A 23,760-nucleotide genomic window follows, 5' to 3' on the forward strand; every position below is an offset into this window, starting at 1 on the left:
ATTATAAGTTAATCTCTATAATCATAGAGAAGTTTTTGCTTAACTTTCATGAACTTTCATGAATAAAAAATAGAGGATGAGGAGATTATAATATCAGAAACCGGAAGAAGTCAGACTGCCAAGTCCCTGATAAAGGATAAATCTTCGCAGTAGTAAGTCTAAATTTTGATTTACATCTTTCGGTTTCTTTAAAAAATCCGCTGGTTGTTTTTTCGACATTGTTGTCGGTAGATCCGATTTCCAATGCTCTTAAAACGGCCAGCGGATTGAATTTTTCTGTTTTAACAATAATGGAATGGATAAGAGATAATAATAAAAGCCTAAGAGTACAGGTATGGTTATTATGCAATAATAGTAGAGGGGCTTCCCCGCCAGTAGCGGTCCTTTAAAAGAAGATAGCAGGGCCATAAGCGGTGTTGCCCAAAACTCTAAAAGGAACGGGGCATTCAGGCTCCAAAAGCCTGCATTTATGCCGCTCAGCAGCATCAAGCTCAATACTGTCGCCGGCCCTTGCCAGAGAATAATGCTGATAAGGATATCCCGTTTTTTGAGATTTTGGGCGGAGCGGGCCTCCAGGGCAATCAACAGGAAATAAAGGATTGAAAGAAAGATATCCATTCCCGGGTAGTAAGAGCTTAACCAAATAGCCGGAAAAGCAAAGAGCTGTATAATATATAGGCGAGAAACTCGAAGTATTATTTGAACCATCCCTCTTCAGCAATAACATCAAGCAGCGGGCTTTGGTAAAAGGCGTCGGGCGCTATCCAAAAATCAGCTTCCGGAGTAAGATTGATTCCTTGTTCATAATAGGCCTTCCACATTATTTTACTGCAATTCCACCACCTGTCTCCAGGCTTGAATGCTAGCGGATAAAATATTTTACCTTCCTGTTCTAGAACATAGTCAACGGCTTTCAACTTGACATCCTGAGGGGCCTTAACTTTTAGCAGGCAAATATCACTATAATTATTATAATGATCCAGGGTCTGGATAGTAATCCCCAGGTCAACATAGCCTTCTGCTACCCGTCCCTTTCCCAGATAAATGCCGGCATGGGAAAAACGGCCATACGCGCAATCCGGGTAGCCTCCCAGCAAAATATCACCCGGTTCCAGTTCGGCAAAAGAGATATTATTTCCGCAATTGCTCATATAAGCATATCCGGCATGGCCCTGGCAGGCGTTTTTCAGATAAGTGTACATGACCGCATCACTATTGCTGAAAACCGCCTGGTTTTGCGCCACAATACTTAAAACCAGGATGATGGTCAAGCTGGGAAATATTAATAAGCTAATCCAACTCTGAAATCGGATTTTCTTGGACACCTTTAACCTCCGTAAAGATAAAATAGCAACAACTATAGCCTATCATAAATTTCTAGCGGAAGGAAAAACGCCGCTTCCCTTTATGTCAATCCCGCTTTAAGATAGAATAATATAATGAGGTGAAATATGTCCCCTGCTTCTTTAATAGTGAGCGAAGCGAACATCAGTGGTGCCCGCAGGGTGCTAAGCGGTCGCCTATTAACAAAACAGGCGGCGGGTTCTAATTCCCCACCTCGTTGCAGCGCTGTGTTGAAAATGCTTAAGCAGTTTCTTCCGATGCTTAAAAAGCGAAATGGTAGGTTAAAATGAGAGGGATATTGCGCAAACTGGATCAGGGGCAAAAGCTGGGTGAAGATGAATACCATCGTTTGATGGAATATATTGAAGAGCTGCGGGACAAATCACCGGAGTCATATGGGCTTTTTTATGAACGCTATGCCCTCTTGCTTTATCAGGACTACTCCACATATCTGCCACGTTTTGTCCAGGGAATTGACCATTTACTCAACTTGCTTATGGAAAAGCCTGAATTATTGCCCAAATTAAAGGAACATCAGCTGGCTATGGAGCTTTTTCCACCGGAACTTCATCCTTATCTGCAGTATAGCTTTACTCAGCCGGCAGATAGCCTCTCCCTATCAATTCTGTTTAATTTCCTGGATAATAACCAGGAGCTGGTAAATCAACTCCCGGCAGCACGGAAAAACGAGGTGGTCTGTAAATTTGAAGAGGGCAACCCTTATAAAGAAGTAGGACTTAAAACTCATTTTGACCGCCTCAGCCGCTACTCATTTATTACCCGCTTACAGAGCTACCGCTATTTAAGCGCTGCGAAAGCGGCTTCCGACCGGATTGAATTCCTGGCCGCCGACCGGCTGGGAGGTATTTTTACTAACCGGGAAAAATCCATTTATTATTTTATATTCTTAAGCGAGGCCGATGAAATCAAGGCCAGAAACGCCTGCCGTTTATTGAATATGGTTTTCTATGGAGGTAAATGATGAGCTTAATGGCTTATAATGATTGGCCTTTGATTCTCGATAATTATAGAAGCGTTCAGGACTCTCCAGATCTATTCTTCTTCTGGCAGGAAGAACTGCGGCTGCGTCAACTGGGGAGGAATCTGGAGAAAAGCCCACAAAAGGTACTGGTGAAGCAGGCAGAGGAGCTTGATTTTCTATTACGCTCTATGTATTTTTCCGGGCAGCAACCGCAATTCTTCAATATACTACTGCAGAATATGCATCTTACTTTTGTTTTGCAATGGTTGTTGGACTCACCACGCTATGTCCTGGAGGCCTTTTTAGATTACCTGCCCTGGTATCTTAGCAGTTCCAGAATTAATAAGAGAAATCTGCTTTTCCTGATCCAAATTTATCAGGAGAGCTTTAAGGATAAGTTTAGAGCTATAATCAACACTTTAGACGCTGAGGCCTGCGGCTATATTGCCGCCCGTACGGCCAGTCCCGAGCTGCGGGAACTTATCAAGCTAAGAGAGGAAGAGTTAGAACAAAGCCGGAAGGAAAACTATTATGCTATTAAGCGGGAAGCTTATAAAAATAATCTTTATCCCAGTATCTTTGGTGATAAAATAGAGCTATTTGTACAAGCGATTGATAGTATTGAAGCCACTTTCCCCGAGCATTTTACGGAGCCCTATGGGGCCCCGCGTTTTTTAAGTTTGTTAGAAAGTGCAGAACTGGTTTTTCAATGTGGTTGGCCGGAAGATAGCCTGGCTATATTATTGGATGTATATGAAGACTACCAGCAAAAAAACCGCCTGGTTAAAATACTGGATGATGAGAACATTTACCGTCAGTTTTATAAAGTACTGCGACGCGTTATACCGGTATATTCTCTTTTATTTGGCTTACCGGACTGCCTGAATAGAGCCAAAAGCATATACCAGCATGCTTTCCCTCGTATTCTACCGGACAGCGCATCCCTGCAGTATCTTGCTGTCTATGAATCCGTGCTCGCAGGTCTAAACGCTGTCCTGCAGCATCCCCAATGGGAAATAATAATCAAGATAAGTCCTATACAAAAACAGCGGCCAAGCGAGCCCCCCCTTTTACTACCAAGCGAAGTAGGTTCCGGACTTTCCCCCCGGCGATGGATAGAACTCCAGGAACTTATTGAGCAAAAAATGGCTTCCCTGCCCCATGAAGCTTTTATTACTCTGGAATACCTGCGCTTCTTGCAGTTGCATTTTACCCCGGATAGGGAACAGCAACTTGCACAAAGACTTATGGCCGGATATCTCGCTTTATGGAAATGGCTGCCCTCCCCATTATTTATAAATCCTTCCCTGCTGGAACAATTGGGGCCACTGCTTCCGGCCAGTGAACGCACAGAAGCCCAAAAAATACTCACTTTTCTAGATGACCACGATAAGCAGAGCTTAAATAATGAGCTCGATTCCCGTCCTGAACTTTTTCACAATAAGGCAAAATCGACACTAAGAGAAATATTAATAGGTCAATTTGCGGGGGTATGGTAATGAAAGAACTGGAAATCAATCTTGACTTTTTTCTGGATAAACTGGAGTCCTTCCTCCAACAATTATTCCAGGAGATAAATACCGTAAGCGGAGCGCGGACCTGGAAAGAGGGCGAGCTGGAAAAAATGGAGAACCATCTGTATGAGATCAATTCTTTCTATTATCGCAGTTTTAATGAGCATTTTTTCCCAGCTTATCGTAGTGAGCTTAAAGAGGAATTGGCCGGCTTACTAAAACTCAAACGCCAGCAGGATTCGATAAAAAGGGATATAATGGCCAACCTGCAGCGCTATGCAAGGCTTTATAATCAGGTAAAAAACCTCAACTTTTCCCTGCAGCAGGCCCAGGAAAATTGTTTACTGGCCCGGGAATCTATTGATGAGAAAGAGAAAGAAAGGGGTATTGAGCTTTATTACCGCCTGCAAAAGACGCGGGACGCCATCAGCTATGTGAATGAGCTCCTTTACCAGATAAAGCAGCTAGAGCAGGATAAGGAAGCTATGGCCGCATTGAATCGGGAAAGCAGCTCCATTATTCTAATAAATATTCTTAAACTTGACCGGGATAACCCAGAAGAGTTGGATTATTTTTACCAGTGGATGAAGAGCATTCACCACTGGAACAATGTTCTCCTGGATTTACTGGAAAATCAAGAAAGCCTGCCCAGGAAGGCCGCCAAGTTTATCGCGAAATTTTCCAAGGAGTACCGGGAGCTCAAAGAACGGGCTCTCCCTTCCTTTAGCTTTATGGAACCCTATCCCGCCTATTGGCATACCCAAGAACTGGAGTTTTTTGATTTGTACCTGACATCCCTGAAGAACGGCGGAGTCCTCCGGGTTGTTAAAGCTCTGCAGCTGTTCTTGAGCGATACCTTGCTTTTCATGACAAAAGCCCTGGCATCCGAAGGCGAAAACAAGAACATTGGGACCGGAGCTTTAGCTATGATGGATTATTGCCACATAAAAACACTAAATCCTAATCTTAAAGAACTGGAAGAGATAATTTCTAAGAACTGGCAAAACTTGGACCACCTTATTAAAGAATTTCCTGCCCGGGGGGAGATGGACATGGATTATTTTCTGGAGCGTTTCCAGGAGATTATCAGCGACAGCTATCCGGCTGTTTCTACGGCTAAAAGCAGCCTGGGCTCCCGTCAGAATACTGCTCTGGCCTCTGCCCTCTACCGGGCCACACTGGAACTATCCTCTTCAAAAGCCCATATTGAGCTCTTGAAGGAAAAACAGCACTATGGCAAGGCTATACAACAAAGCTATTTACAGCTTGCTGCCTTGCTTTCCCAACATAAGGAGTGGATTGCTAATTTCAGATCTGACCTGGAGAGGCTCCTGGCACCACGCAATCTCTCCCGTTCCTGGAAAGACCTCTCCCTCCGTGTGGAAAAGATAAACCTGCAAAAAGGCCGGGAATTCCCCGAGGAATTTCTCTACCTGTTGGACAAGTACCAGATTGCCAGCAGAGTTTCGCCAGAACGGCCTAATCTTATACTCGAAGAGGAAGGTGACATCTTCATATTTAAGGTTGATGATCTGCAGGAAGAGCTTATCCCCTTTTTTGTGGTAAGTGCCGGGCCGGTAGATTCAGGCTCGGAATAATGAATTAGCCAGGAGTTTTTGCAGTAGAGCCACAAGCAAAATATTTGCAATAGAGCCAAAGCATGATTTAGAAATGGAGAGCATAAGTAATGCAACTGGGGCTGGATTTCGGAACTTCATATACCAAGCTGGGCCTGCAGCATAATGGGGAGTTTATTAATCTCTTGGGAAACGAGGACGAGGGGCAGATCCCTACGGTGGCTGCTTACCTTCCCTCGCAGCGCAGACTTTGCTTTGGTCCCCTGGCCTTGAGGATAGATGAAGCCGGAGCAGAGACCGCCTTTTTTTTCAAGCTGGCTTTAAAAAGACAGGCTTCCCTGACCCTGGGTTCCTACAGCCTGCCCGATTTGTTACTGGCTTTTTTTCGCTTCCTGCAACAGGAATACCTGGAGAGCAGGGGCATAAAAGCAGAATCTCTAAATATCTCGGTTCCCAACTATTTTGGTCTGAATTCTCGCCGTATTCTCCTGGAAGCAGCTCGCCAGGCCTTTGGCGTGAAAAAGGTTTTTCTGTTGCCAGAACCGCTGGCAGCCGCCCTGGGATACAACTTGCTTCATCCTCTCTTTCCTCTGCAAGGAGACATCCTGAGCATCGATATCGGCGGAGGAACCAGTGACTTCAGTTTTTTAACCCTGGCTCATGATAAGAGGGAAATGCTGGTAGAAACCCAATTTCAAATCGGCCACGATGCCTTCTCCGGTTCGGAAATCGACCAGGCTATTCTACAGCGCTTGCTTTTTCCAGCCTTTACCATGCAGACCGGGCTCAGGCTTCCGCGAGAATTTTATAGTGGAAAATTTACCTCCTCGCGTAATAAATTTCAATATAATCGCCTCCGGCAACTGGCCGAGAAGATAAAAATCGAATTGAGCCGGGAGGAATACTACCACCTGGATTTCCCTGATTTCCATGCCGGGTATTCGCTAAACCTGGAGCTTACGGCAGAGATGCTGGCAGCCAGGCTGGAGCCGGTTTTCGAACGCTTAAAAAGCTACATTGAAGAACAGGTTAAATTACGAGCAAAGGCTCTGCAGCTTTTTTCCGCTGATAAATGGCATATAGACGCCGTCCTCCTCCTGGGCGGAGCCTCGCAGACCAGGGGGCTCAAGGACTTAATAGCCGGCATCTTTCCCGATCTTAAAGTTATATGCCCTGAAGACCCGTCCTTCTACGTTTTGCGGGGACTCTGCCACTGGGAAAATGATGGTAATTCGGGTGCAACCAGTATTAAAAGTATTTATCCCTTTAACTTTTATATCGAACGAATAAGTCCCGATGGCAGCAGTCATTTACTGGAGAAGATTCCTTTTGATACGGCTAATTTAGAGCTGGATTTACAAAAACGCTATCCTATTTTCTCCCTGCCGCTTGATTCTGTTTATAACCTGGCACCAGATCCGGACTCGATTTTATTCCGCATTTATGAAGTGGAGGAAGAAGATAATCAGGTTAACCTGGAAAGGTTCAGCGGACAGGAGATGGTCTGGCAATGGGAAGGTCCGCGCCAAGAACTTCACAATTATTTGGAGCTATACCTGGATTTAAAAAAGTCCCGGATTGAAAGCGGGGAGGCCTTATCAGCTACCAGAACCCGCCCGCTTGACTCCAACATTTTATCAGGACTGCTGGCCCGACAAAAAGAAATACAGAAATTAATGGCTGATAGCCATTCTAACCCCCGCCTGGCAGAAGATTTCGGGGAACATTTAAGCAGGCTGGAGAAAGTTAATAAGCCGTATAGCAACCATAGTGAAACCACCCTCTATAAATTATTATACCTCCTCGATTTTTTTACCCGCCCCGGCAACTAAGCTAAGGCCAGCTATTGATTCTACTATAAAAAGTTAATATTCATTGGCTTGTATAAATATACCGCTCCAGCGTCCTTAATAGCGACCGCAGGGAGCATCAGTTGTGCCCGACAGGGCGCTTCGCATGGGCAACACCTACGGCTTGTCTCGCGGCTCAAGGGGTACCGCGCTAATCTCCCGTCCATGGGAGGTAGCGCTCTCGCGACTTCCTGTCGCTCGCCCCCTTTCGCCTGCTCGCCTTCGCCGGGTGTTGCATCCATGCTTCGCCAACACTCGCTTGTATATTTATGCAAGCCTTATGCAACAAAAGGGGTTTTTGCAGTGGAGTCATATTTAAATACCATATTCCCGGTTCTCCCTCTCCCCTCCTCCGTTTTCCTATTTACTTAAAATCCGGGATAGCCAGGATTTGCCCCGGGCTTGTTCCGCTTTCCAGAGCTCAAGAAATTCATCTATCTTTCTTTCCCGTTCCAGATTACGCTTATCTATCTTCTGTTCCAGCTTTTCCATACGCTGCTCCAGTTTACGGTTCTGTTCCAGCAGGGTCTGGTTTTGCTCCACGATCTTTTTAGCCATGGAAACTACTTCCATCATACCCTGCCCTTTATTCTCCAGCGGACTTATCGCCTTTTCTTCGCTCTCTTCAATATTCTCCAAGGCCATTTTGATAGCGGTGGTATTAAGTCCCTTGTTTTTTAGCTGCAATACCAACTTCAGGGTTTCCAGGTCAGATTCGCTATAAAGCCGGTCGCCCCGCTCATTGCGCTTGATTTTAAGACCCAGGCTATTTTCCAGGTAACGCAGGGTATATTGCTCTACTCCCAGTATTTCTGAAATCTCACTAATCTTATAATATATCTCCTGCACTTGTAACCTTTCCTCCCCTTACTTCATAAATTGTTATTAGCCTGAACAATAAAGCGGAAACATTGAAATACTAGCCTTTTCATCCTAAGAAGTATTTGTTAAGCAGCATCCAAGAACAGTTCAAGCCAGCATAATTGTTAACTTGATAGTCAACTTCATTCTTAAACATTGTGAACTTTATTGTGAAGCTTTACTTTCCCTTCCCAATTTATATGCTCATAAACGACCATTAATAACCCGTATATGAGCAAAGCCGTCCCTTTATAAGGACGGCTTCTTTTTTAGCGTAGTAAGAAAAGTACCCCCGCTAATGCGGGGGTCTTTTAAACTTTTTCTTGTTCTACTTATTCTTGGTTATTCTTGCTATTTTGAATACTCCTAAAGAATATTCATTTAAGCAGGGTTTGCCCGCTTCCTGGCTTACATATACTCAAATGCTTCCAGGGGAACCTCAAGTGCTGAGGAATCTCCATCCGCAATGATTTCGCAAACGCTCCATACATTGGGCACCACATTATGCAGATAGTACTTGGCGGAAGCTACTTTACCACTATAGAAGTTGTAATCATAGTGATCGGCTCCCAGTTCCTTGGCCTTCTTATCTGCCAGGACGGCCTGGTCAAGAATCTGGCGTCCGCAGTACAGCTGCGAGGTTATGGTGAGTACCCGGCGGGAATAAAGGGGAACCAGGCTGAAGTTGGTCTTGGCATAGCCGGCATAAACTTTCAGCATTTCCTGGTAAGCCTTCAAAGCCTTATCCAGTATGGCAAATTCCTTGGCCAGGGCTTCGTTGCCCTTGTTAGCCTCACAGAAGTCTACCATTTCCTTCACCCAGGCACCGAACAGGGATCCGCCCTTCATTTGCATCTTGCGGCCCACCAGGTCCATGGACTGGATGTAGTTGGTACCTTCCCAAATGGAGTAGATCTTCATGTCGCGGGCTATCTGAGCTACGGGATATTCTTCACAGTAGCCATATCCGCCATAAGACTGAATGGCCTCACTGATAAGCCACCAACCTTCATCAGAAGGATAGGCTTTACAGAGCGGGGTGGTCATTTCAATCAGATCGCTGGCAGCTTTTCTGACTTCTGGATCGGGATCGCGCTCTCTCTGGTCAAAAGCCAGGTAAACCCGGTACATCATGGCCCGGATAGCTTCAATATGTGCTTTACCCATCAACAGGGTACGCTTTATATCTTCATGATTGATTATGGCTACGCGTCCAGCCTTGGGATTGGTCAAGAGACGGCCCTGTACCCTTTCCTTGGCATTGTCCCGGGCATTGCAAAAGGCGTTGATGATACAGGACAAGGCCATATGACCGGTTTCCATACGAGCCAGGTTCATCATCTGGAACATCTGCGCCATACCCTGGCCTTTACCCTCATGTTCCCGCGGGTCATTGCCCAGCAACCAGCCGCGGCAGCCATCATTTTCACCAGCGGCCAGAGCAGCGGTAACGGAACCGGCTTGACCCATCTTGTGCTCTACACCAGTAGTCTGGAAATCATTGTCGGAGAAACTGCCATCTTCGTTTACCCAGTATTTGGGCACAACAAAGAGAGAGATTCCACCCGTTCCCGGTCTGGCTCCTTCGATACGGGCCAGGTAGAGATGGATGATGTTTTCAGTAAAGTCATTGTCTCCGGCAGTTATGAATATCTTGTTTCCTTTGATTTTGAAGATGCGCGGGTCATCGGTGGGGTAAGCCCGGGAAAGAATATCACCGACATCGGAACCGGCGCTGGGCTCGGTCAAACACATGGTCCCCGACCAGGTTCCATCCATCATCTTGGGCAGGAACATCTGTTTTAACTTCTCATCGCCAAAGCTCTGGATCAGATCTGCAGCACCAGTGGTTAGCAGTACATAAGGCATAAAGGTGGGGTTGGCGGCTCCAATCAGTTCCCAAACCGCCATATGCAGCATTTCCGGCATTACCATGGCATCCGGGGCTTTGTCTATGTTGCTGGTTCCCCAGCCTTCACTCTGCAGTTGGTGGAAAAGGGGCCCAAAGGTGGGCGGTGTGGTTACCTTTCCATTTTCAAATTTAATCGGGTGGTTCTCGCCATCATCGTTGGTAGGTTCAATTACTTCTTTACACATCTTAAGAATCGGTCCCAGAACCGATTTGATGTCATCTTTGGAATAATAATCGGCAAACTGCGGGTAATTGAAAACGCGTTCAGTAGGCAACCATTCGCCTATAATAAATTCAAAGTCTCTAATATTATTAATCGCAAAATTAGCAGCCATGTTTATATTCCCTCCATTTTCTAATAATTTCAAGAGGGTTCTAGTTTTTAGTTTTCCCCCTTATAGATATCTTCCTTACTAACCCAGCTTCTTTTCTAGAAAATAACCCCCATTACAGTCCTTGGGCAACAAGACGACTTCCCATCACCTCCCCCTATCCTTAAAATAAGCCCTCCATTTTTATTCACTGGACACTGTTTATATGGCCCAAGAAAAAACCTTATACACAGCTAAATACAACACTCCAGTAATTCCCAATGGAGGAGCTGAAGAAATATTGCATAAAAAATAGGACAAACTTAGTTATCTTTTATATTCTAATCTCTTGTGCTAAATCCCTTTTTTTTAGCAATAATTTTTTATTAACTATAGCATCCAGGAAATCCTGTCTCTTTTTCCAAAGAAATATGTCGTAGTGGGAATTCCTCAAAAAAATTATGCTCTATTCCGGGAATACAAAATGAAGAAGTAATTAAAGAAAAAGGTCACAAAGCTAACAGGATTTTAGCAACTTGTGTTGAATATTTTAAAATGTTGTCTTTTTGCAGTCTAATTATGAAGGAAAGGGGGATACAAGCCAATAATTTAGGATGAGACTAAAAATTTGCTAAAAACACGAGGAGGTAGTTATGTCAAATTCAAACGAAATGCATGTAAGCGGGCACATTCAAGAACTGGTTGCCAACCCGTCACCACTGGGGCTATTGGGACTGGCGATGGTAACCCTGGTAGCATCTTCCCAAAAGCTCGGTATTACCACTGGCACGGCCTTCATTATTCCCTGGGCTATTTTTTTAGGTGCCACTGCCCAGTTTGTGGCCGGGCTCATGGACTATAAGCACAATAATACTTTTGGAGCAACCGCCTTCTGTGGATATGGCTTCTTCTGGTTTGGCGTAGCTATGACCTGGATGATGGCCAACGGAACCATAGGCATGAGCGCAGATATCACTCCGGATATTCACCAACTGGGATTTGCCTTCCTGGGTTACTTCATTTTTACCGTGTACATGACCGTTGGAGCTGCAGGTGCCAACAAGGTTCTGTTTATAATATTCTTCCTGATTGACCTGCTTTTCCTGGGGTTATTTATGAACACCCTGGGATTAGGTGGGGAAGCCTGGCATGAGTTGGCCGCCTATTCTGAAATGGGTATAGCAATAATGTCTTTTTACGGCTCTGCCGCAACAGTGCTAAATTCTCATTACGGCTTTACCGTACTGCCGGTGGGGGCACCCTTTGGCTCCCTGGCCAGAAAAGCCGCCCAGCTTAAAAAATAAACGGTATCCTACTACATCTTACTTTAAATAGCTCAAAAAGGCAGGTGAAGAACCTGCCTTTTTTATTTACTCCCAAGCTGATAGTAAAGCCCAAAAAAGTGGGATATATATTTTGCCTCGTTATATGGTGGCAGGGGGAAGCGCCTTCCAATAGTAATTCGCCAGAATGCTGTGGCCATAGGTATCCTCCGCAGCAAAGGCTTCGGCAAAACCGCTATATTTATTGCGGTCAAAGCCTGGTGTGGCCCACTTGCCTCCCAGGTCTATCCAGCGAGGGGCACAGCCTCTGTTCACCAGGATAAAACGGGGGTCTAAAAGCTCTTTCCCTGCCGGCAGGGGCGCGGCGGTTGCATAAGCATAAAGGTGTTGAATATGTGCTTCCACTCCGTTGGCCGGGCTGTCAAAAAAAGCCCCATGCTTACCTTCAATAAAACGCACCTTTTGGGGATTGGCTCCGCGCAAATCTTCCGTGGCTGTAGCTGCCTTACCGGTAACGCTTAAGCCGCAATAATTATTCTGCTCGGGCAAGGCCAGTCCCCCGAATTTCCACCAACCGGTTTCCTTGGCTGCCTGGCAGAAGGCAATATCTCCTCTTACCCCGTATTCCCTTCCCATCTGCAGGTAGAGTTCAACCAGATCCGGTGCCAGCGGGTTGTTCTCCTGCAAGAGGGCTTTCAACTGCTCCGGTGTGGCGCTGGAATCACCCATTATACTTATTTCATAATCGTTATTAACTGCTGCCGGCTGGGGGGAACCATCCGCAAGCGGTGCCGGTGGATCGTTTACCGGTGTTACTGGCGTAATACTGGAGTCAACCGGCCGGGCCTGGGGTGTCATGACTATTACCTGGTAGTTGGTATCGTCCCAATCAACCTTCATACCCATTCCTTCAAAAGTGGACCTCAAGGGCACCATGGTCCGGTCATTTACTATAAGAGGTGATACATCATCCGGTTTAATCTCCCGGCCATCAAAATAAATCTGGACAAACTGGCCTTTGCCGTCTGCCGGCAACGAGGACAGATTCGCCGATGATGAACTGCTGATTAATACCCGGTAGTTTTCCGCATCCCAGTCCACTTTGAGCCCCAGTCCCTCGCTAATTACCCGCAGCGGGACCATAACCCGGTCATTCTTGATAAAGGGAGCAGCCTCTCCCGGATCCACCTGCCGGCCATCCACGAAAATCTTTACCGGCTGAGTCTCCGCAGCCAACGCAGGGAGAATAATGCCCGAACCTGCCAGGCCAAATAACAATGCCAGCAACAAAGTAAACAAAAACGACTTGCTTTTCATATAATCGCACCTCCAGAATAATTCCCCGAATTTATTTTAATAATTCCATTTCTATCGGCAAAATCCTGCCACAAGACTGAAAAAGCAAGCAGGATTTACATAAAACATCAACTTTTTGCAGAAAATATTTATTTCCTTCTTGATAAATTGACATGTTTTTCAGCTAACTTGTAGTATCGTATTTATACTATCCCCTTTTAATGAGGAAAGTAGGGAGTTGGGCCAGGGCTCTCCCCCTGACCTGGAAGCTCTGAGCAGATGGACGAAACGGAGTTAGCGTGTTTTATTGTAGGAGGTGGCAAACTATGTCAGGGAGAATATGGTGGGCTGAATCATCAATTGTCCAGGGAAATGGTAATCCTGCTGATATGGTTAAGAGTCAGTTTTTGGCGAACATGAGCCACGAAATACGGACTCCCATTATCGGCATACTGGGCTCGCTCGATTTGCTCGAACAAAGCGATTTGAATCACCAACAGGCCGCTAACATTTCCGTTATCCGCGAATGTGGGGAACAGCTTTTGCAATTAATTGATAATATCCTGGATGTATCAAAAATTGAATCGGATCTGGTCGCTCCCAATTTGGAACCATGTAATTTGGGCGAGTTAATTATGGCTACTGTCGACAGGGTTGATGCATTGCTAAAAAGAAAAGGGCTTGAATCCAAGTTGAATATTGATAGCCGGATACCTGCAATGATTATGCTGGATAGGACCAAGCTGCAACAGGTTATGCTCAATCTCCTTTATAACTCCATTAAATATACCCCGGAAGGAAGAGTAGAGTTAAAGGCAAAGATTCACCCGGGTAATTCATCCCGCTTGCTTTTTTCCATCAGCGATACCGGGATAGGTATCCCCTCGGGCTTTCTGGAAAAAGTATTCGAGCCCTTCACTCAGGCTGACAATTCTAACTCCCGCCAGTATGGAGGAGCCGGCCTGGGCCTTTTCATCTGCAAAAAATTGCTGGAAATAATGGAGGGGAAAATAAGTTTAAACAGCATGCCCGGTGTCGGTACAACGGTTAGTTTTAGCATCCCTCTAATAGAAGTAGATGAGACTGAAATTGAAGCTCCGCATGAATTAGATAGAGAACAGCTGGGAAACAGAGACGATTCCCTACTGGATTTTATCCCTATTCGGGTACTGCTGGTTGAGGACAACCCCCTCAACCAAAAAATCGTGGGCCAGATGCTATACAATTACGGCTTTGAAGTAATTATGGCTCCCAATGGACTGGAAGCCTTGAAAATTCTTCAAGATAAGCCGGTCAATATAGTTTTAATGGATATGCAAATGCCGGTTATGGATGGCTATGAGGCCACCCAGTTTATCCGCCAGCATAGTAAATGGAGGGATATTCCCATAATAGCCATAACTGCTCATTCTTTGCCGGGAGATCGGGAAAAATGCCTGGCTTGCGGCTGTACCTCCTATATTGCCAAACCCTTCAAAGCCCATGAGTTAGTACAACTGATGAAAGAATACATTAAACGGGATCTCAAGGAATCCGTATCTTCCCAGCGCTTGATCGCCGAACTCCTGCCAGAATTTCTCATACTACTGGATGAAATGATCGACGATTTGGAGGCAGCGATTAATAGTCGTAATATAGATAAGATTCAGGCGATAAGCCATGATATCAAGGGTACGGCTGGTATGTATGGATTTATGGATTTTTCCAAACTGGCTGCAGCCATTGAACAAGCCTCCCGAATAAAAGACCTGACAAAAGTAAAGCAGATATTTTCTGAGCTTTACCAGGAGGTTGAAAAAGTTAAGATACAGGTATCCTAGTCCTTTCCTGGATAGGCCAGGCCTATATTATATACGATTTCGCTTATCTGCCGGGGTTTGTTCATACTGTATAGATGCACACCGGCTACTGCATTTTCCAGGAGTTCTTTAATCTGCTGGCTGGCATAGTCAATACCTGCTTTTTCCATATCCGCCGGCTCTTTTTCGTATTTGTCCACCAGTTTCAAGAGTCTGGCTGGCATGGAGGCACCGCAGAGATAGATCATTCTTTTAATTTGCCCGGCGTTCAGTACCGGCATAATCCCAGGAATGACCGGGCAGTTTATACCCGTAGCCTGACAGCGCTCCCAAAAATCAAAAAAAATTCGGTTGTCGAAAAATAGCTGGGTGATTAGGAAATCCACCCCGTTGTCCGCCTTATTCTTCAGGTGGAAGATATCATCCTTTAAACGGGGACATTCGGGATGTCCTTCCGGATGAGCGGCGGCGGCAATTCCAAAACTGTCACCATAGGCGGCCCTTATATCACGAATAAGCTCAAAGGCATAATGGTATTCCTGCCGGCTGGAATCAAACTCCGGCTCATCTTCCGGGATATCTCCGCGCAGGGCCATAATGTTACAAATTCCTTCCCTATTAAGCCGGGCAAGTATATTTTTGATATCCTCCTGGCGATGGCCTATGCAGGTCAAATGCGCCTGGGCTTCAATACCATATTCCTTTTTTACCCGGGCAGCGATTTCCACCGTTCGTTCCCGGTTGCTGCCTCCAGCTCCGTAGGTAACGCTTATATAAGCCGGGTTCAGTTTTTTTAACTCCTGCACCGTGTCAAAAACACTTTCCAGGGGATAGGCCATCCGGGGCGGAAATATCTCCAGAGACAAAAGCGGAACCTTCTGCCGGTATAATTCAATAATTCTCATATCAAACCCGGGGTGTCAAGGGGACGGTCCTTTTGACACCGTAACCCCTGCCCTTTATCCCTTACTCCTCACTTTTCTTACTAGCTCCCCAGTGTCACGGGGACGCAATGTCACGGGGACGGGGTTGTTGACATATTGACATACTTGAAACCTTTGGTTGCTATTAAGATTACTGTGGCCATCACTCAACCAGTAGTCCGCTAAGTGTTTCTACTGTAAAAAGTTATTAATATTCATTGGCTTGTATAAATATACCGCTTAGCTCCCTTAATTACGACCGTAGGGAGCATCAGTTGTGCCCGCAGGGCGCTTCGCATGGACAACACCTGCGGCTTGTCTCGCAGCTCAAGGGGTACCATTCTGCCTCCGCCTTCCGTCCTCCGTATTTACATATTCGCTATCAGCGCATCGGCGAATCCGGAACACTTGACTTCCTGAGCATCCTCCATGAGACGGGCAAAATCATAGGTTACCACTTTACTGGCGATAGTCTTGCCCATGGCCGCAATAATCAGGTCGGCAGCTTCATTCCATCCCAGATGCCGCAGCATAAGTTCGCCCGACAATATCACGGAAGAGGGATTGACCTTGTCCAGGCCGGCATATTTGGGGGCGGTGCCATGAGTCGCCTCAAAAATGGCATGGCCGGTAACATAATTGATATTGGCCCCCGGAGCAATACCGATTCCTCCTACCTGGGCCGCCAGGGCATCTGATATATAATCACCGTTGAGATTAAGGGTGGCCACCACATCAAATTCATTCGGGCGGGTCAGGATTTGCTGCAGGAAAATATCGGCTATGGCATCTTTTATAATCAATTTACCGTCTTCCTCCGCCTCTTTCTGAGCCTGGTCGGCAGCAGCCGTCCCTTTTTCTTCTTTTATCCGGTCATATTCATCCCAGGTAAATACTTTATTCCCAAACTCGCTTTCAGCCAGGTCATAACCCCACTGTTTAAAGGCTCCTTCGGTATATTTCATGATATTTCCCTTGTGCACCAGGGTAACATTGCGCCGCCCTTCACTCAAGGCGTAATTGATGGCAGCCCGAACCAGACGCTTGCTTCCTTCTTCTGACACTGGTTTTATGCCGATACCGGAGCTGCCGGGGAAACGGATATTTTTGACCCCCAATTCCTCCTGTAGAAACTTCAAGAGTTTATCGCTTTCCTCAGAACCGCGGGGGTACTCAATTCCGGCATAAATATCCTCGGTATTCTCCCGGAATATGACCATATCGGTATCCTCGGGGCGTTTGACCGGTGAAGGTACTCCCTCGAAATAGCGTACAGGCCGAAGGCAGGTATATAAATCCAATTCCTGTCGTAGAGCCACATTAAGGGAACGAATGCCTCCTCCTATCGGGGTGGTCAAAGGACCTTTGATGGCAATAATATACTCCCTTATAGTATCGATAGTCTCCTGAGGCAGCCATTCTCCGGTCTGCTGGAAGGCCTTCTCCCCGGCCAGCACCTCTTTCCATACAATGCTTTTCTGTCCCTTATAGGCCTTTTCCACCGCTGCCACCAAAACCCGGGAAGCGGCCGCCCATATGTCAGGACCGGTTCCATCACCTTCAATAAAAGGAATAATAGGGTGATCCGGTACCTTTAATACTCCGTCTTCAACTCTGATTTTTTCTCCTACTGGCATCTTTCGAATCTCCTCCTAATTTTATAGTAAAAATTCATTAATAAGAAAAGTGAGGAGTGAGGAGTTTAGTTTATTTGCTGCTACATCTTACCATTCAAGCCCCTACTAAATCACTTTTCATGCTGGTTATGGCCCTCACCATGCGGGTGTCACTATTAAGGTTGCGGCCATGCGGGGTTAGTCAAAATTAAAGGTTCCGTATTTTTTAAAATGCTCTACCAGGCCCCCATCAGACAGGATTTTCAGCATTACATCCGGCAAAGGGGTAACAGCAATCTCTATGCCTTTGCTGCGATTATACAAGACCCCTTTTTGCAGGTCGACTTCGAGCTCATCCCCTTCATCAATCTGCTCGGTGTCGCATTCAATCAGGGGTAATCCGGTGTTGATACAATTGCGGTAAAAAATGCGGGCGAAGGATTTGGCCACTACCGCACTGATATTAGCGTTGATTATTGCCAAAGGCGCCTGTTCCCGTGAGGAGCCGCAACCGAAATTGCTCCCGGCTACTATGAAATCTCCGGCTTTAACTTTACTATAGAATTCGGGGTCCAGGTCTTCCATCACATATTTGGCCAGTTCCTTCATGTCCAGGGTTTTAAACTTGTGGCGGCCTGATATAATATAGTCGGTGTTGACATCATCTCCGAATTTGTGTACCTGTCCTTTTAAATCCATGCTTCTCCATCTCCTTCTAATCTCCTTGTTGCCTATTTCTATACCCACTTTGATGCGCCAGCCTTTGTTTTTGATAATACTATAGCACAGACTGTTAGCGTAGAAATTCCCGTGGGTCGCCGATTTCTCCCTTAATTACCGATGCGGCAACTGTAGCCGGTGAGCCCAGGTAAATAAAAGCACGATTATTTCCCATCCGGCCTTTGAAATTGCGGTTGGCAGTGGATATTACATTTTCCCCGTCAGAGGGAACACCGTTATGGGTGCCTACGCAGGGTCCACAACCAGGGGTTACCACTGCCGCCCCGGATTCGAGGAATATTTCTATAAGCCCCTCCCGTATGGCCTGAAGCATTACCTGCCGGGAAGAAGGGGCAACTATCAAGCGGCTCTTGACTTTTCTTCCCTTTAGTATAGACGCGGCAATACGCAGGTCTTCTATGCGGCCGTTGGTACAGGTGCCGATTACTCCCTGTTGTATGGGAGTACCTGCCACTTCCCCGATCGGGGCAACATTATCCACCGTGTGGGGCCTGGCCACCTGCGGTTCCAGCCGGGAAACATCGTATTCTTTTATCCGGGCATAGACCGCATCAGCATCCGCTTTAACCGGGGTGAAACTTTTTGTACTATGCTGTTTGACCCAATCCAGGGTTTTCTGGTCGGCTTCCATAAGGCCGGCTTTGGCTCCCATCTCGATAGCCATATTGCTGATAGTAAAGCGGGCCTCCACCGACAAGCCGGCAATAGCTTCTCCGACATATTCCGCCGCCATATAAGTGGCGCCATCAGCCGTAACATCTCCAATCAGGTGGAGAATAAGGTCCTTGGAATAGACGCCGGCAGGAAGCTGGCCGTTTAAAACAAACTTGAAGGTTTCAGGAACCTTGAACCAGAGCTTGCCGGAAATCAGGCCGGCAGCCAGGTCAGTGGAGCCTACTCCGGTAGAAAAGACATTGATGGCTCCATAGGTACAGGTGTGGGAGTCGGCCCCAATTACCAGGTCGCCGGGGACTACATGTCCCTGTTCAGGCAAGAGCTGGTGGCATACTCCGTCTCCTATATCGTAAAAACATATCCCCTGTTCACCGGCAAAACTCCGCATCTGCTGATGCAGTTCGGAGACGCCTTCCAGGGGACTGGGTGCGCTGTGGTCGATAACCATGGCAATGCGGGCCGGGTCAAATACCCTCCTGGCCTGCATTTCTTGAAAAGCCTGTATGGCCAGAGGCGAGGTTCCATCCTGCCCCATGATGAAATCGAGTTCGGCTACTACGATGTCATTGGCTTTAACATCCCGGCCGCTCCTGGTGGATAAAATCTTTTCCGCAATTGTTTTTCCCAAAGCAATCAAATCCTCCTAAATTTATTGATATACAATTGAGATGTCACTGTGCTATCTGGTTTTCCCATGCAGCTCTTCGTATATATACATCAACTCTTTGTCAAAAAGGGAGCGTTTCAATTCAATAGACATTTCCCGAACCCGGGCCAAAATTTGGGATGCCTCTGTATCGTCCAGCTCAATACTGTATTCACGGGTGAATTTCGAGCGGACGGCGGCTGTACCTGAATGCTTGCCAATTACAATCTGTCTTTCCAGCCCAACCTCTTCGGGGCTGAATACTTCATAAGTAAGCGGGTTTTTCAATACCCCATCACCGTGAATACCAGATTCATGGGCGAAGATGCCGGAACCCACTATGGGTTTGCTAACGGATAAAGCCCGGCCTGAAGCCTGGGCTACATATTCGGCTACTTCCCGGAATAAGGTGGTGTTATAGGGAAGATTTACATTCATCAGGTATTTGAGTCCCATAATAGTTTCCTGCAAGCAGGCATTACCCGCTCTCTCTCCCAGTCCATTGATAGTAACGCCGACATAGTTGGCACCGGCATAAACCCCGGCCAGGGCATTGGCGGTAGCCATCCCAAAATCATTATGCGTATGCATCTCTATGTTGATACCTACGGCGTCAATCAAGGTTTTGATATAGCGAAATGCGGAAAGGGGGGTCAAGGTCCCTACGGTATCGCAAAAACGCAGGCGGTCAGCACCTGATCGTTTGGCCAGCAGGGCAAACTCGGTCAGGAAATCAATATCGGAACGAGATGCATCCTCAGCATTTACGGATATATAGAGCCCTTTATCCTTGGCGAATTTGACGGCGTCGGACATCCGGTTCAATACATCCTGGCGCGTGGTTTGCAGCTTGTGCTCGATATGAATATCCGAGGTAGATATGGATATGGCCACGGCATCCACCCCGCAGTCCAGAGACTCTTTAATATCGGCGATTACGGCCCGGTTCCAGGCCATTATGCTGGATTTTAAACCCAGAGCAACTATCTCTTTGATGCAGTCCTTCTCAAACCCGCCCATAACCGGTATACCGGCTTCTATCTGGTCTACTCCAATCTGATCCAGGTACCGGGCAATCTGAACTTTTTCATCGTTAGTAAAAACCACACCAGCTGTCTGTTCTCCATCCCGCAGGGTGGTATCCACAATATTAACCCGGGCGCCTTCCTCCAGGAACCAATCTTTATTCATGCTTGAACGCGTCATTTATTCCCCTCCCCAGAATTCACTATTAAAAATATAATGTAACTGTGATTCCACTGCAAAAAGTAATAATTATGCATTAGCTTGCATAAATATTCCGCTCGCAGCGTCCTTAATAGCAACCGAAGGGAGCATCCGTTGTGCCCGACAGGGCGCTACGCATGGGCAACACCAACGGCTTGTCTCGCGGCTCAAGGGGTACCCGAAGGGTGAAGCATCCATGCTTCGCCAACGCTCGCTTTGCATATTTATGCAATCCCATGCAACAAAAAGAGTTTTTGCCATAGAATCGCGCTTATTTATGTTAAGAAATTCGTCACTTTAACTTTTCTTTCAATAATTTATTAACCACAGCGGGGTTGGCCTGCCCCCGGGTAGCCTTCATAACCTGACCGACAAAAAAGCCAAAAGCTTTTTCCTTGCCGTTGCGGTAATCCTCCACTACTTTCGGGTTGCCGTTGACAATACTCTCAATAATAGCGGAAAGGGCCTTCTCATCCGATATCTGTACCATACCCTTTTCCTTTACCACTTCCGGAGCGCTCTTGCCGCTATTAAACATTTCTGCAAATACAGTTTTGGCCATCTTGCCGCTTATAGTCCCGTCATCAATAAGCTGGAGCATTTCCGCCAGTTTCTCCGGTTTAAGCAAACAATCGGATATTTCCAGGTTGCTCTGGTTTAAATACTTGTTCAATTCGCTCATCATCCAGTTGGACACCACTTTGGCATCGGGATAGATTTTTATTACCCGGTCGAAGAATTCCAGGTAATCAGGAGTGGTCGTAAGTATAGCCGCATCATAATGGGGGAGGCCATAAGTCTCCACCAGTCTTTCCTGAGCCGCATCCGGCAGTTCCGGCATTTGTCGCCGTATCTCTTCTATCCTTTCCCGGCTGATTCTAAGCGGGGGCAAATCGGGGTCCGGAAAATACCTGTAGTCATCGGCTTCCTCTTTGCTGCGCATGGAGCGGGTGAGCTGTTTCTCCTCATCCCAGGTTCTGGTTTCCTGCAGCAGTTCCTCACCATCTTCAATGGCTTCCACATGCCTCCTGGCTTCATATTCAATAGCCCGTTCCAGCGAACGGAAGGAATTCAGATTCTTGATTTCGGTTCTGGTACCAAGTTCCTCTTGTCCTGCCGGTCGTACCGATATATTGGCGTCACAACGCAGGGAACCTTCCTGCATCTTGCAATCGGATACCCCAGCAAATAATAAAATCGACCGCAGTTTTTCCAGGTAGGCCCTGGCTTCACGGGCACTGCGCATATCCGGTTCCGATACTATCTCCAGCAGGCCTATGCCACAACGGTTGAGATCCACCAGGGAAAAGGGAGTGGTAGTTATATCACCCTGGTGCACCAGTTTCCCCGCATCCTCTTCCATATGGGCCCGGTTTATTCTTATTCTCTTGATTTCTCCATCCAGGTCAATTTCCAGATAACCGTTTTTACAAACAGGCTGGTCAAACTGGGAAATCTGATAAGCCGCCGGTAAATCGGGATAAAAATAGTTCTTGCGGTCAAACTTGCAATATTCCGGTATTTCACAATTTAAAGCTATCCCCGTTCTAATGGCCAGCTCCAACACCTTTTCATTCAGCACCGGCAAAGCACCGGGAAAACCTGCACAAAACGGGCAAACCTGGCTATTGGGTTCCGCCCCGAAAGCTGTGGAACAGGAACAAAAAATCTTGGACTCGGTCTTTAATTCCGCATGTACTTCCAGTCCAATTACCGTCTCGAATTCCTTACTCATTAATTCCACCCCCCGGAACCGGTGTAAGCCGGTGATAATCAGTGTTTTGCTCAAAGGCATAGGCGGCTTTTAACAGGGTGGCCTCATCAAAGGCCCGGCCAATAAGCTGCATACCCACCGGCAAACCATCATCCAAAGCACAGGGAATCGAAATGCCGGGTAGTCCGGCCATGTTTACCGGAACGGTAAGAGCATCATTCATATAAAGGGTCAGGGTATCATCAATCTGCTCTCCCAATTGGAAAGCTGTAGTCGGAGTAGTTGGTGATACTATGAGGTCAAAATCCCGGAAAACCTCGGCAAAATCCGCGGCTATCAATCTTCTTACTTTCATGGCTTTAAGGTAATAGGCATCATAATAGCCTGAACTCAAAGCATAAGTTCCCAGCATTATCCTTCTTTTTACTTCCGGCCCGAAGCCCTGGGCCCGGGATAGAGAAAACATATCTGCCACATTAGCGGCTTCACCATCGCGCCAGCCGTATCTGACTCCATCAAAGCGGGCCAGGTTGGTGCTGGCCTCGGCCGGAGCCACAATAAAATAGGCCGGCAGAGCATATTCGCTATGCGGGAGCGATACTTCTTCCACTATAGCCCCCAGTTCTTCAAATTTCCGCAGGGCTTTCATCACCGCTGTCCGGATACTTTCCGTCACCCCCTGCCGGAAGTACTCCCGGGGATAGGCTATTCTCATCCCCTTTACTTCCCCATCCAAAAAAGCGCTGTAATCGGGAACTTCGATATCGGCGCTGCTAGCATCAAGTAGATCCTTGCCGGCAATAATTTTAAGTATTAAAGCGCAATCGCGTACATTACGAGATAATATACCTACCTGGTCCAGGGAAGAAGCAAAGGCCGCTACCCCCCAGCGGGAAACCCGTCCATAGGTCGGTTTTAGTCCAACTATACCGCAATAGGACGCCGGTTGGCGAATGGAGCCTCCGGTATCGCTAGCCAGGGCAAAAGGTATTTCCCCGGCAGCTACGGCGGCGGCACAACCACCGGAAGAGCCTCCAGGGACCCTTTCCCAGTCCCAGGGATTACGACTGGGGAAAAAGGCCGATTGCTCAGTAGAAGAGCCCATGGCGAACTCATCTAAATTCAATTTACCCAAGAGTATCCCGCCCTTTTCATTGAGGAGCTTGCTGGCGGTTGATTCATAGCTGGGTACGAAATTTTCCAACATCCTGGAAGCACAGGTGGTTTTAATGCCCCGAGTGCAGAAAAGGTCTTTTAACCCATAGGGAATACCTTTAATTCCACCATATTCACCCTGCTGGTCAATCCTGCGCGCGCTTTCCCAGGCCGTTTCTTCACATAAAGTAATAAAAGCCTGCGCTTTTTCCTCCACGACAGCAATCCGGGAAAAAAGGGACTTTACAATATCCTCGGAAGATATTTCCCCGGCGAGCAGTTTATCCTGCAATTCATGTACCGTAAGCTTGTATAAATCCACTGGCGAAAACCT

At 46.8% G+C, this 23,760-nt stretch carries 18 protein-coding genes; 6 read left to right on the forward strand and 12 right to left on the reverse strand.

Features of this window, described 5'->3' with window-relative positions:
* Positions 1-249 precede the first annotated feature (249 nt).
* Complete coding sequence (locus AWB54_RS08435; protein WP_061214173.1) at positions 250-708, reverse strand: hypothetical protein; 459 nt, start codon at positions 706-708, stop codon at positions 250-252.
* On the reverse strand, positions 696-1,325 hold the full coding sequence (locus AWB54_RS08440; protein WP_061214174.1) for a YiiX/YebB-like N1pC/P60 family cysteine hydrolase: 630 nt from the start codon (positions 1,323-1,325) through the stop codon (positions 696-698). Before AWB54_RS08440 ends, AWB54_RS08435 begins: the two co-directional genes overlap by 13 nt.
* Positions 1,326-1,642: 317 nt before the next feature.
* On the opposite strand from AWB54_RS08440, the gene AWB54_RS08450 reads away from it, so the two are divergent.
* The 4 genes from AWB54_RS08450 to AWB54_RS08465 all read left to right on the forward strand — a co-directional run bounded on the left by AWB54_RS08450 (position 1,643) and on the right by AWB54_RS08465 (position 7,249).
* Positions 1,643-2,326 carry a hypothetical protein gene (locus AWB54_RS08450; protein WP_160328933.1) on the forward strand — a complete coding sequence of 228 codons (684 nt, stop codon included), beginning with the start codon at positions 1,643-1,645 and terminating at the stop codon, positions 2,324-2,326.
* Positions 2,323-3,825, forward strand: a complete 1,503-nt coding sequence (locus tag AWB54_RS08455) for a hypothetical protein (RefSeq protein WP_153014692.1) — start codon at positions 2,323-2,325, stop codon at positions 3,823-3,825. The genes AWB54_RS08450 and AWB54_RS08455 overlap by 4 nt, the downstream gene beginning before the upstream one ends.
* Positions 3,825-5,438: a hypothetical protein gene (locus AWB54_RS08460; protein ID WP_061214178.1), complete on the forward strand. Its 1,614-nt coding sequence runs from the start codon at positions 3,825-3,827 to the stop codon at positions 5,436-5,438. Before AWB54_RS08455 ends, AWB54_RS08460 begins: the two co-directional genes overlap by 1 nt.
* Positions 5,439-5,527: 89 nt before the next feature.
* Entirely contained in the window at positions 5,528-7,249 is a 1,722-nt protein-coding gene (locus tag AWB54_RS08465) for an Hsp70 family protein (RefSeq protein ID WP_061214179.1), read from the forward strand.
* Positions 7,250-7,627: 378 nt separating this feature from the next.
* On the opposite strand, the gene AWB54_RS08470 is transcribed toward AWB54_RS08465, so the two are convergent.
* Together AWB54_RS08470 and AWB54_RS08475 are read right to left on the reverse strand one after the other, a co-directional pair.
* A complete protein-coding gene (locus tag AWB54_RS08470; protein ID WP_061214180.1) occupies positions 7,628-8,116 on the reverse strand; it encodes a MerR family transcriptional regulator in 489 nt (162 codons plus the stop codon).
* A 420-nt stretch (positions 8,117-8,536) separates the two neighbouring features.
* Positions 8,537-10,375, reverse strand: a complete 1,839-nt coding sequence (locus tag AWB54_RS08475) for an acyl-CoA dehydrogenase (protein WP_061214181.1) — start codon at positions 10,373-10,375, stop codon at positions 8,537-8,539.
* 629 nt (positions 10,376-11,004) lie between these two features.
* Here AWB54_RS08475 and AWB54_RS08480 point away from each other — a divergent pair.
* A complete protein-coding gene (locus AWB54_RS08480) occupies positions 11,005-11,655 on the forward strand; it encodes an acetate uptake transporter (RefSeq protein WP_153014693.1) in 651 nt (216 codons plus the stop codon).
* Positions 11,656-11,775: 120 nt separating this feature from the next.
* Here AWB54_RS08480 and AWB54_RS08485 read toward each other — a convergent pair whose 3' ends face one another.
* Complete coding sequence (locus AWB54_RS08485) at positions 11,776-12,951, reverse strand: stalk domain-containing protein (RefSeq protein ID WP_061214182.1); 1,176 nt, start codon at positions 12,949-12,951, stop codon at positions 11,776-11,778.
* A 305-nt stretch (positions 12,952-13,256) separates the two neighbouring features.
* Here AWB54_RS08485 and AWB54_RS08490 point away from each other — a divergent pair, with 305 nt between their 5' ends.
* A complete protein-coding gene (locus tag AWB54_RS08490; protein ID WP_061214183.1) occupies positions 13,257-14,750 on the forward strand; it encodes an ATP-binding protein in 1,494 nt (497 codons plus the stop codon).
* On the opposite strand, the gene metF is transcribed toward AWB54_RS08490, so the two are convergent.
* The 7 genes from metF to gatA form a co-directional block, all read right to left on the reverse strand.
* Positions 14,747-15,634 (reverse strand): methylenetetrahydrofolate reductase [NAD(P)H], encoded by an 888-nt coding sequence (metF, locus tag AWB54_RS08495; protein ID WP_061214184.1) that lies wholly within the window; start codon positions 15,632-15,634, stop codon positions 14,747-14,749. The two genes, AWB54_RS08490 and metF, sit on opposite strands and share 4 nt — an antisense overlap.
* Before the next feature lie 386 nt (positions 15,635-16,020).
* On the reverse strand, positions 16,021-17,289 hold the full coding sequence (gene icd / locus AWB54_RS08500) for an NADP-dependent isocitrate dehydrogenase (protein WP_061214185.1): 1,269 nt from the start codon (positions 17,287-17,289) through the stop codon (positions 16,021-16,023).
* A gap of 177 nt (positions 17,290-17,466) precedes the next feature.
* Positions 17,467-17,967, reverse strand: a complete 501-nt coding sequence (locus tag AWB54_RS08505; protein WP_061214186.1) for a 3-isopropylmalate dehydratase small subunit — start codon at positions 17,965-17,967, stop codon at positions 17,467-17,469.
* A 94-nt stretch (positions 17,968-18,061) separates the two neighbouring features.
* A complete protein-coding gene (locus AWB54_RS08510; protein ID WP_061214206.1) occupies positions 18,062-19,312 on the reverse strand; it encodes a 3-isopropylmalate dehydratase large subunit in 1,251 nt (416 codons plus the stop codon).
* Positions 19,313-19,363: 51 nt separating this feature from the next.
* Positions 19,364-20,536, reverse strand: a complete 1,173-nt coding sequence (nifV, locus tag AWB54_RS08515) for a homocitrate synthase (protein ID WP_082736102.1) — start codon at positions 20,534-20,536, stop codon at positions 19,364-19,366.
* 313 nt (positions 20,537-20,849) lie between these two features.
* Positions 20,850-22,292, reverse strand: a complete 1,443-nt coding sequence (gene gatB / locus AWB54_RS08520; RefSeq protein ID WP_061214187.1) for an Asp-tRNA(Asn)/Glu-tRNA(Gln) amidotransferase subunit GatB — start codon at positions 22,290-22,292, stop codon at positions 20,850-20,852.
* Positions 22,285-23,748, reverse strand: coding sequence for an Asp-tRNA(Asn)/Glu-tRNA(Gln) amidotransferase subunit GatA (gatA, locus tag AWB54_RS08525; RefSeq protein WP_061214188.1), 1,464 nt, complete (start codon positions 23,746-23,748; stop codon positions 22,285-22,287). The genes gatB and gatA overlap by 8 nt, the downstream gene beginning before the upstream one ends.
* Positions 23,749-23,760 lie beyond the last annotated feature (12 nt).

Origin of the sequence: Syntrophomonas wolfei subsp. methylbutyratica, from assembly GCF_001570625.1 — a bacterium.
Taxonomy (GTDB): Bacteria; Bacillota; Syntrophomonadia; order Syntrophomonadales; family Syntrophomonadaceae; genus Syntrophomonas; species Syntrophomonas methylbutyratica.

What these genes read in the sequence shown, in the direction of transcription:
- AWB54_RS08455 (WP_153014692.1), top strand. Translation starts at nt 2,323, where the DNA reads ATGATGAGCTTAATGGCTTATAATGATTGGCCTTTGATTCTCGATAAT.
- nifV (WP_082736102.1), bottom strand. Translation starts at nt 20,536, where the DNA reads ATGACGCGTTCAAGCATGAATAAAGATTGGTTCCTGGAGGAAGGCGCC.
- AWB54_RS08435 (WP_061214173.1), bottom strand. Translation starts at nt 708, where the DNA reads ATGGTTCAAATAATACTTCGAGTTTCTCGCCTATATATTATACAGCTC.
- AWB54_RS08460 (WP_061214178.1), top strand. Translation starts at nt 3,825, where the DNA reads ATGAAAGAACTGGAAATCAATCTTGACTTTTTTCTGGATAAACTGGAG.
- AWB54_RS08505 (WP_061214186.1), bottom strand. Translation starts at nt 17,967, where the DNA reads ATGGATTTAAAAGGACAGGTACACAAATTCGGAGATGATGTCAACACC.
- metF (WP_061214184.1), bottom strand. Translation starts at nt 15,634, where the DNA reads ATGAGAATTATTGAATTATACCGGCAGAAGGTTCCGCTTTTGTCTCTG.
- AWB54_RS08490 (WP_061214183.1), top strand. Translation starts at nt 13,257, where the DNA reads ATGTCAGGGAGAATATGGTGGGCTGAATCATCAATTGTCCAGGGAAAT.
- AWB54_RS08485 (WP_061214182.1), bottom strand. Translation starts at nt 12,951, where the DNA reads ATGAAAAGCAAGTCGTTTTTGTTTACTTTGTTGCTGGCATTGTTATTT.
- gatB (WP_061214187.1), bottom strand. Translation starts at nt 22,292, where the DNA reads ATGAGTAAGGAATTCGAGACGGTAATTGGACTGGAAGTACATGCGGAA.
- icd (WP_061214185.1), bottom strand. Translation starts at nt 17,289, where the DNA reads ATGCCAGTAGGAGAAAAAATCAGAGTTGAAGACGGAGTATTAAAGGTA.
- AWB54_RS08475 (WP_061214181.1), bottom strand. Translation starts at nt 10,375, where the DNA reads ATGGCTGCTAATTTTGCGATTAATAATATTAGAGACTTTGAATTTATT.
- AWB54_RS08465 (WP_061214179.1), top strand. Translation starts at nt 5,528, where the DNA reads ATGCAACTGGGGCTGGATTTCGGAACTTCATATACCAAGCTGGGCCTG.
- AWB54_RS08480 (WP_153014693.1), top strand. Translation starts at nt 11,005, where the DNA reads ATGTCAAATTCAAACGAAATGCATGTAAGCGGGCACATTCAAGAACTG.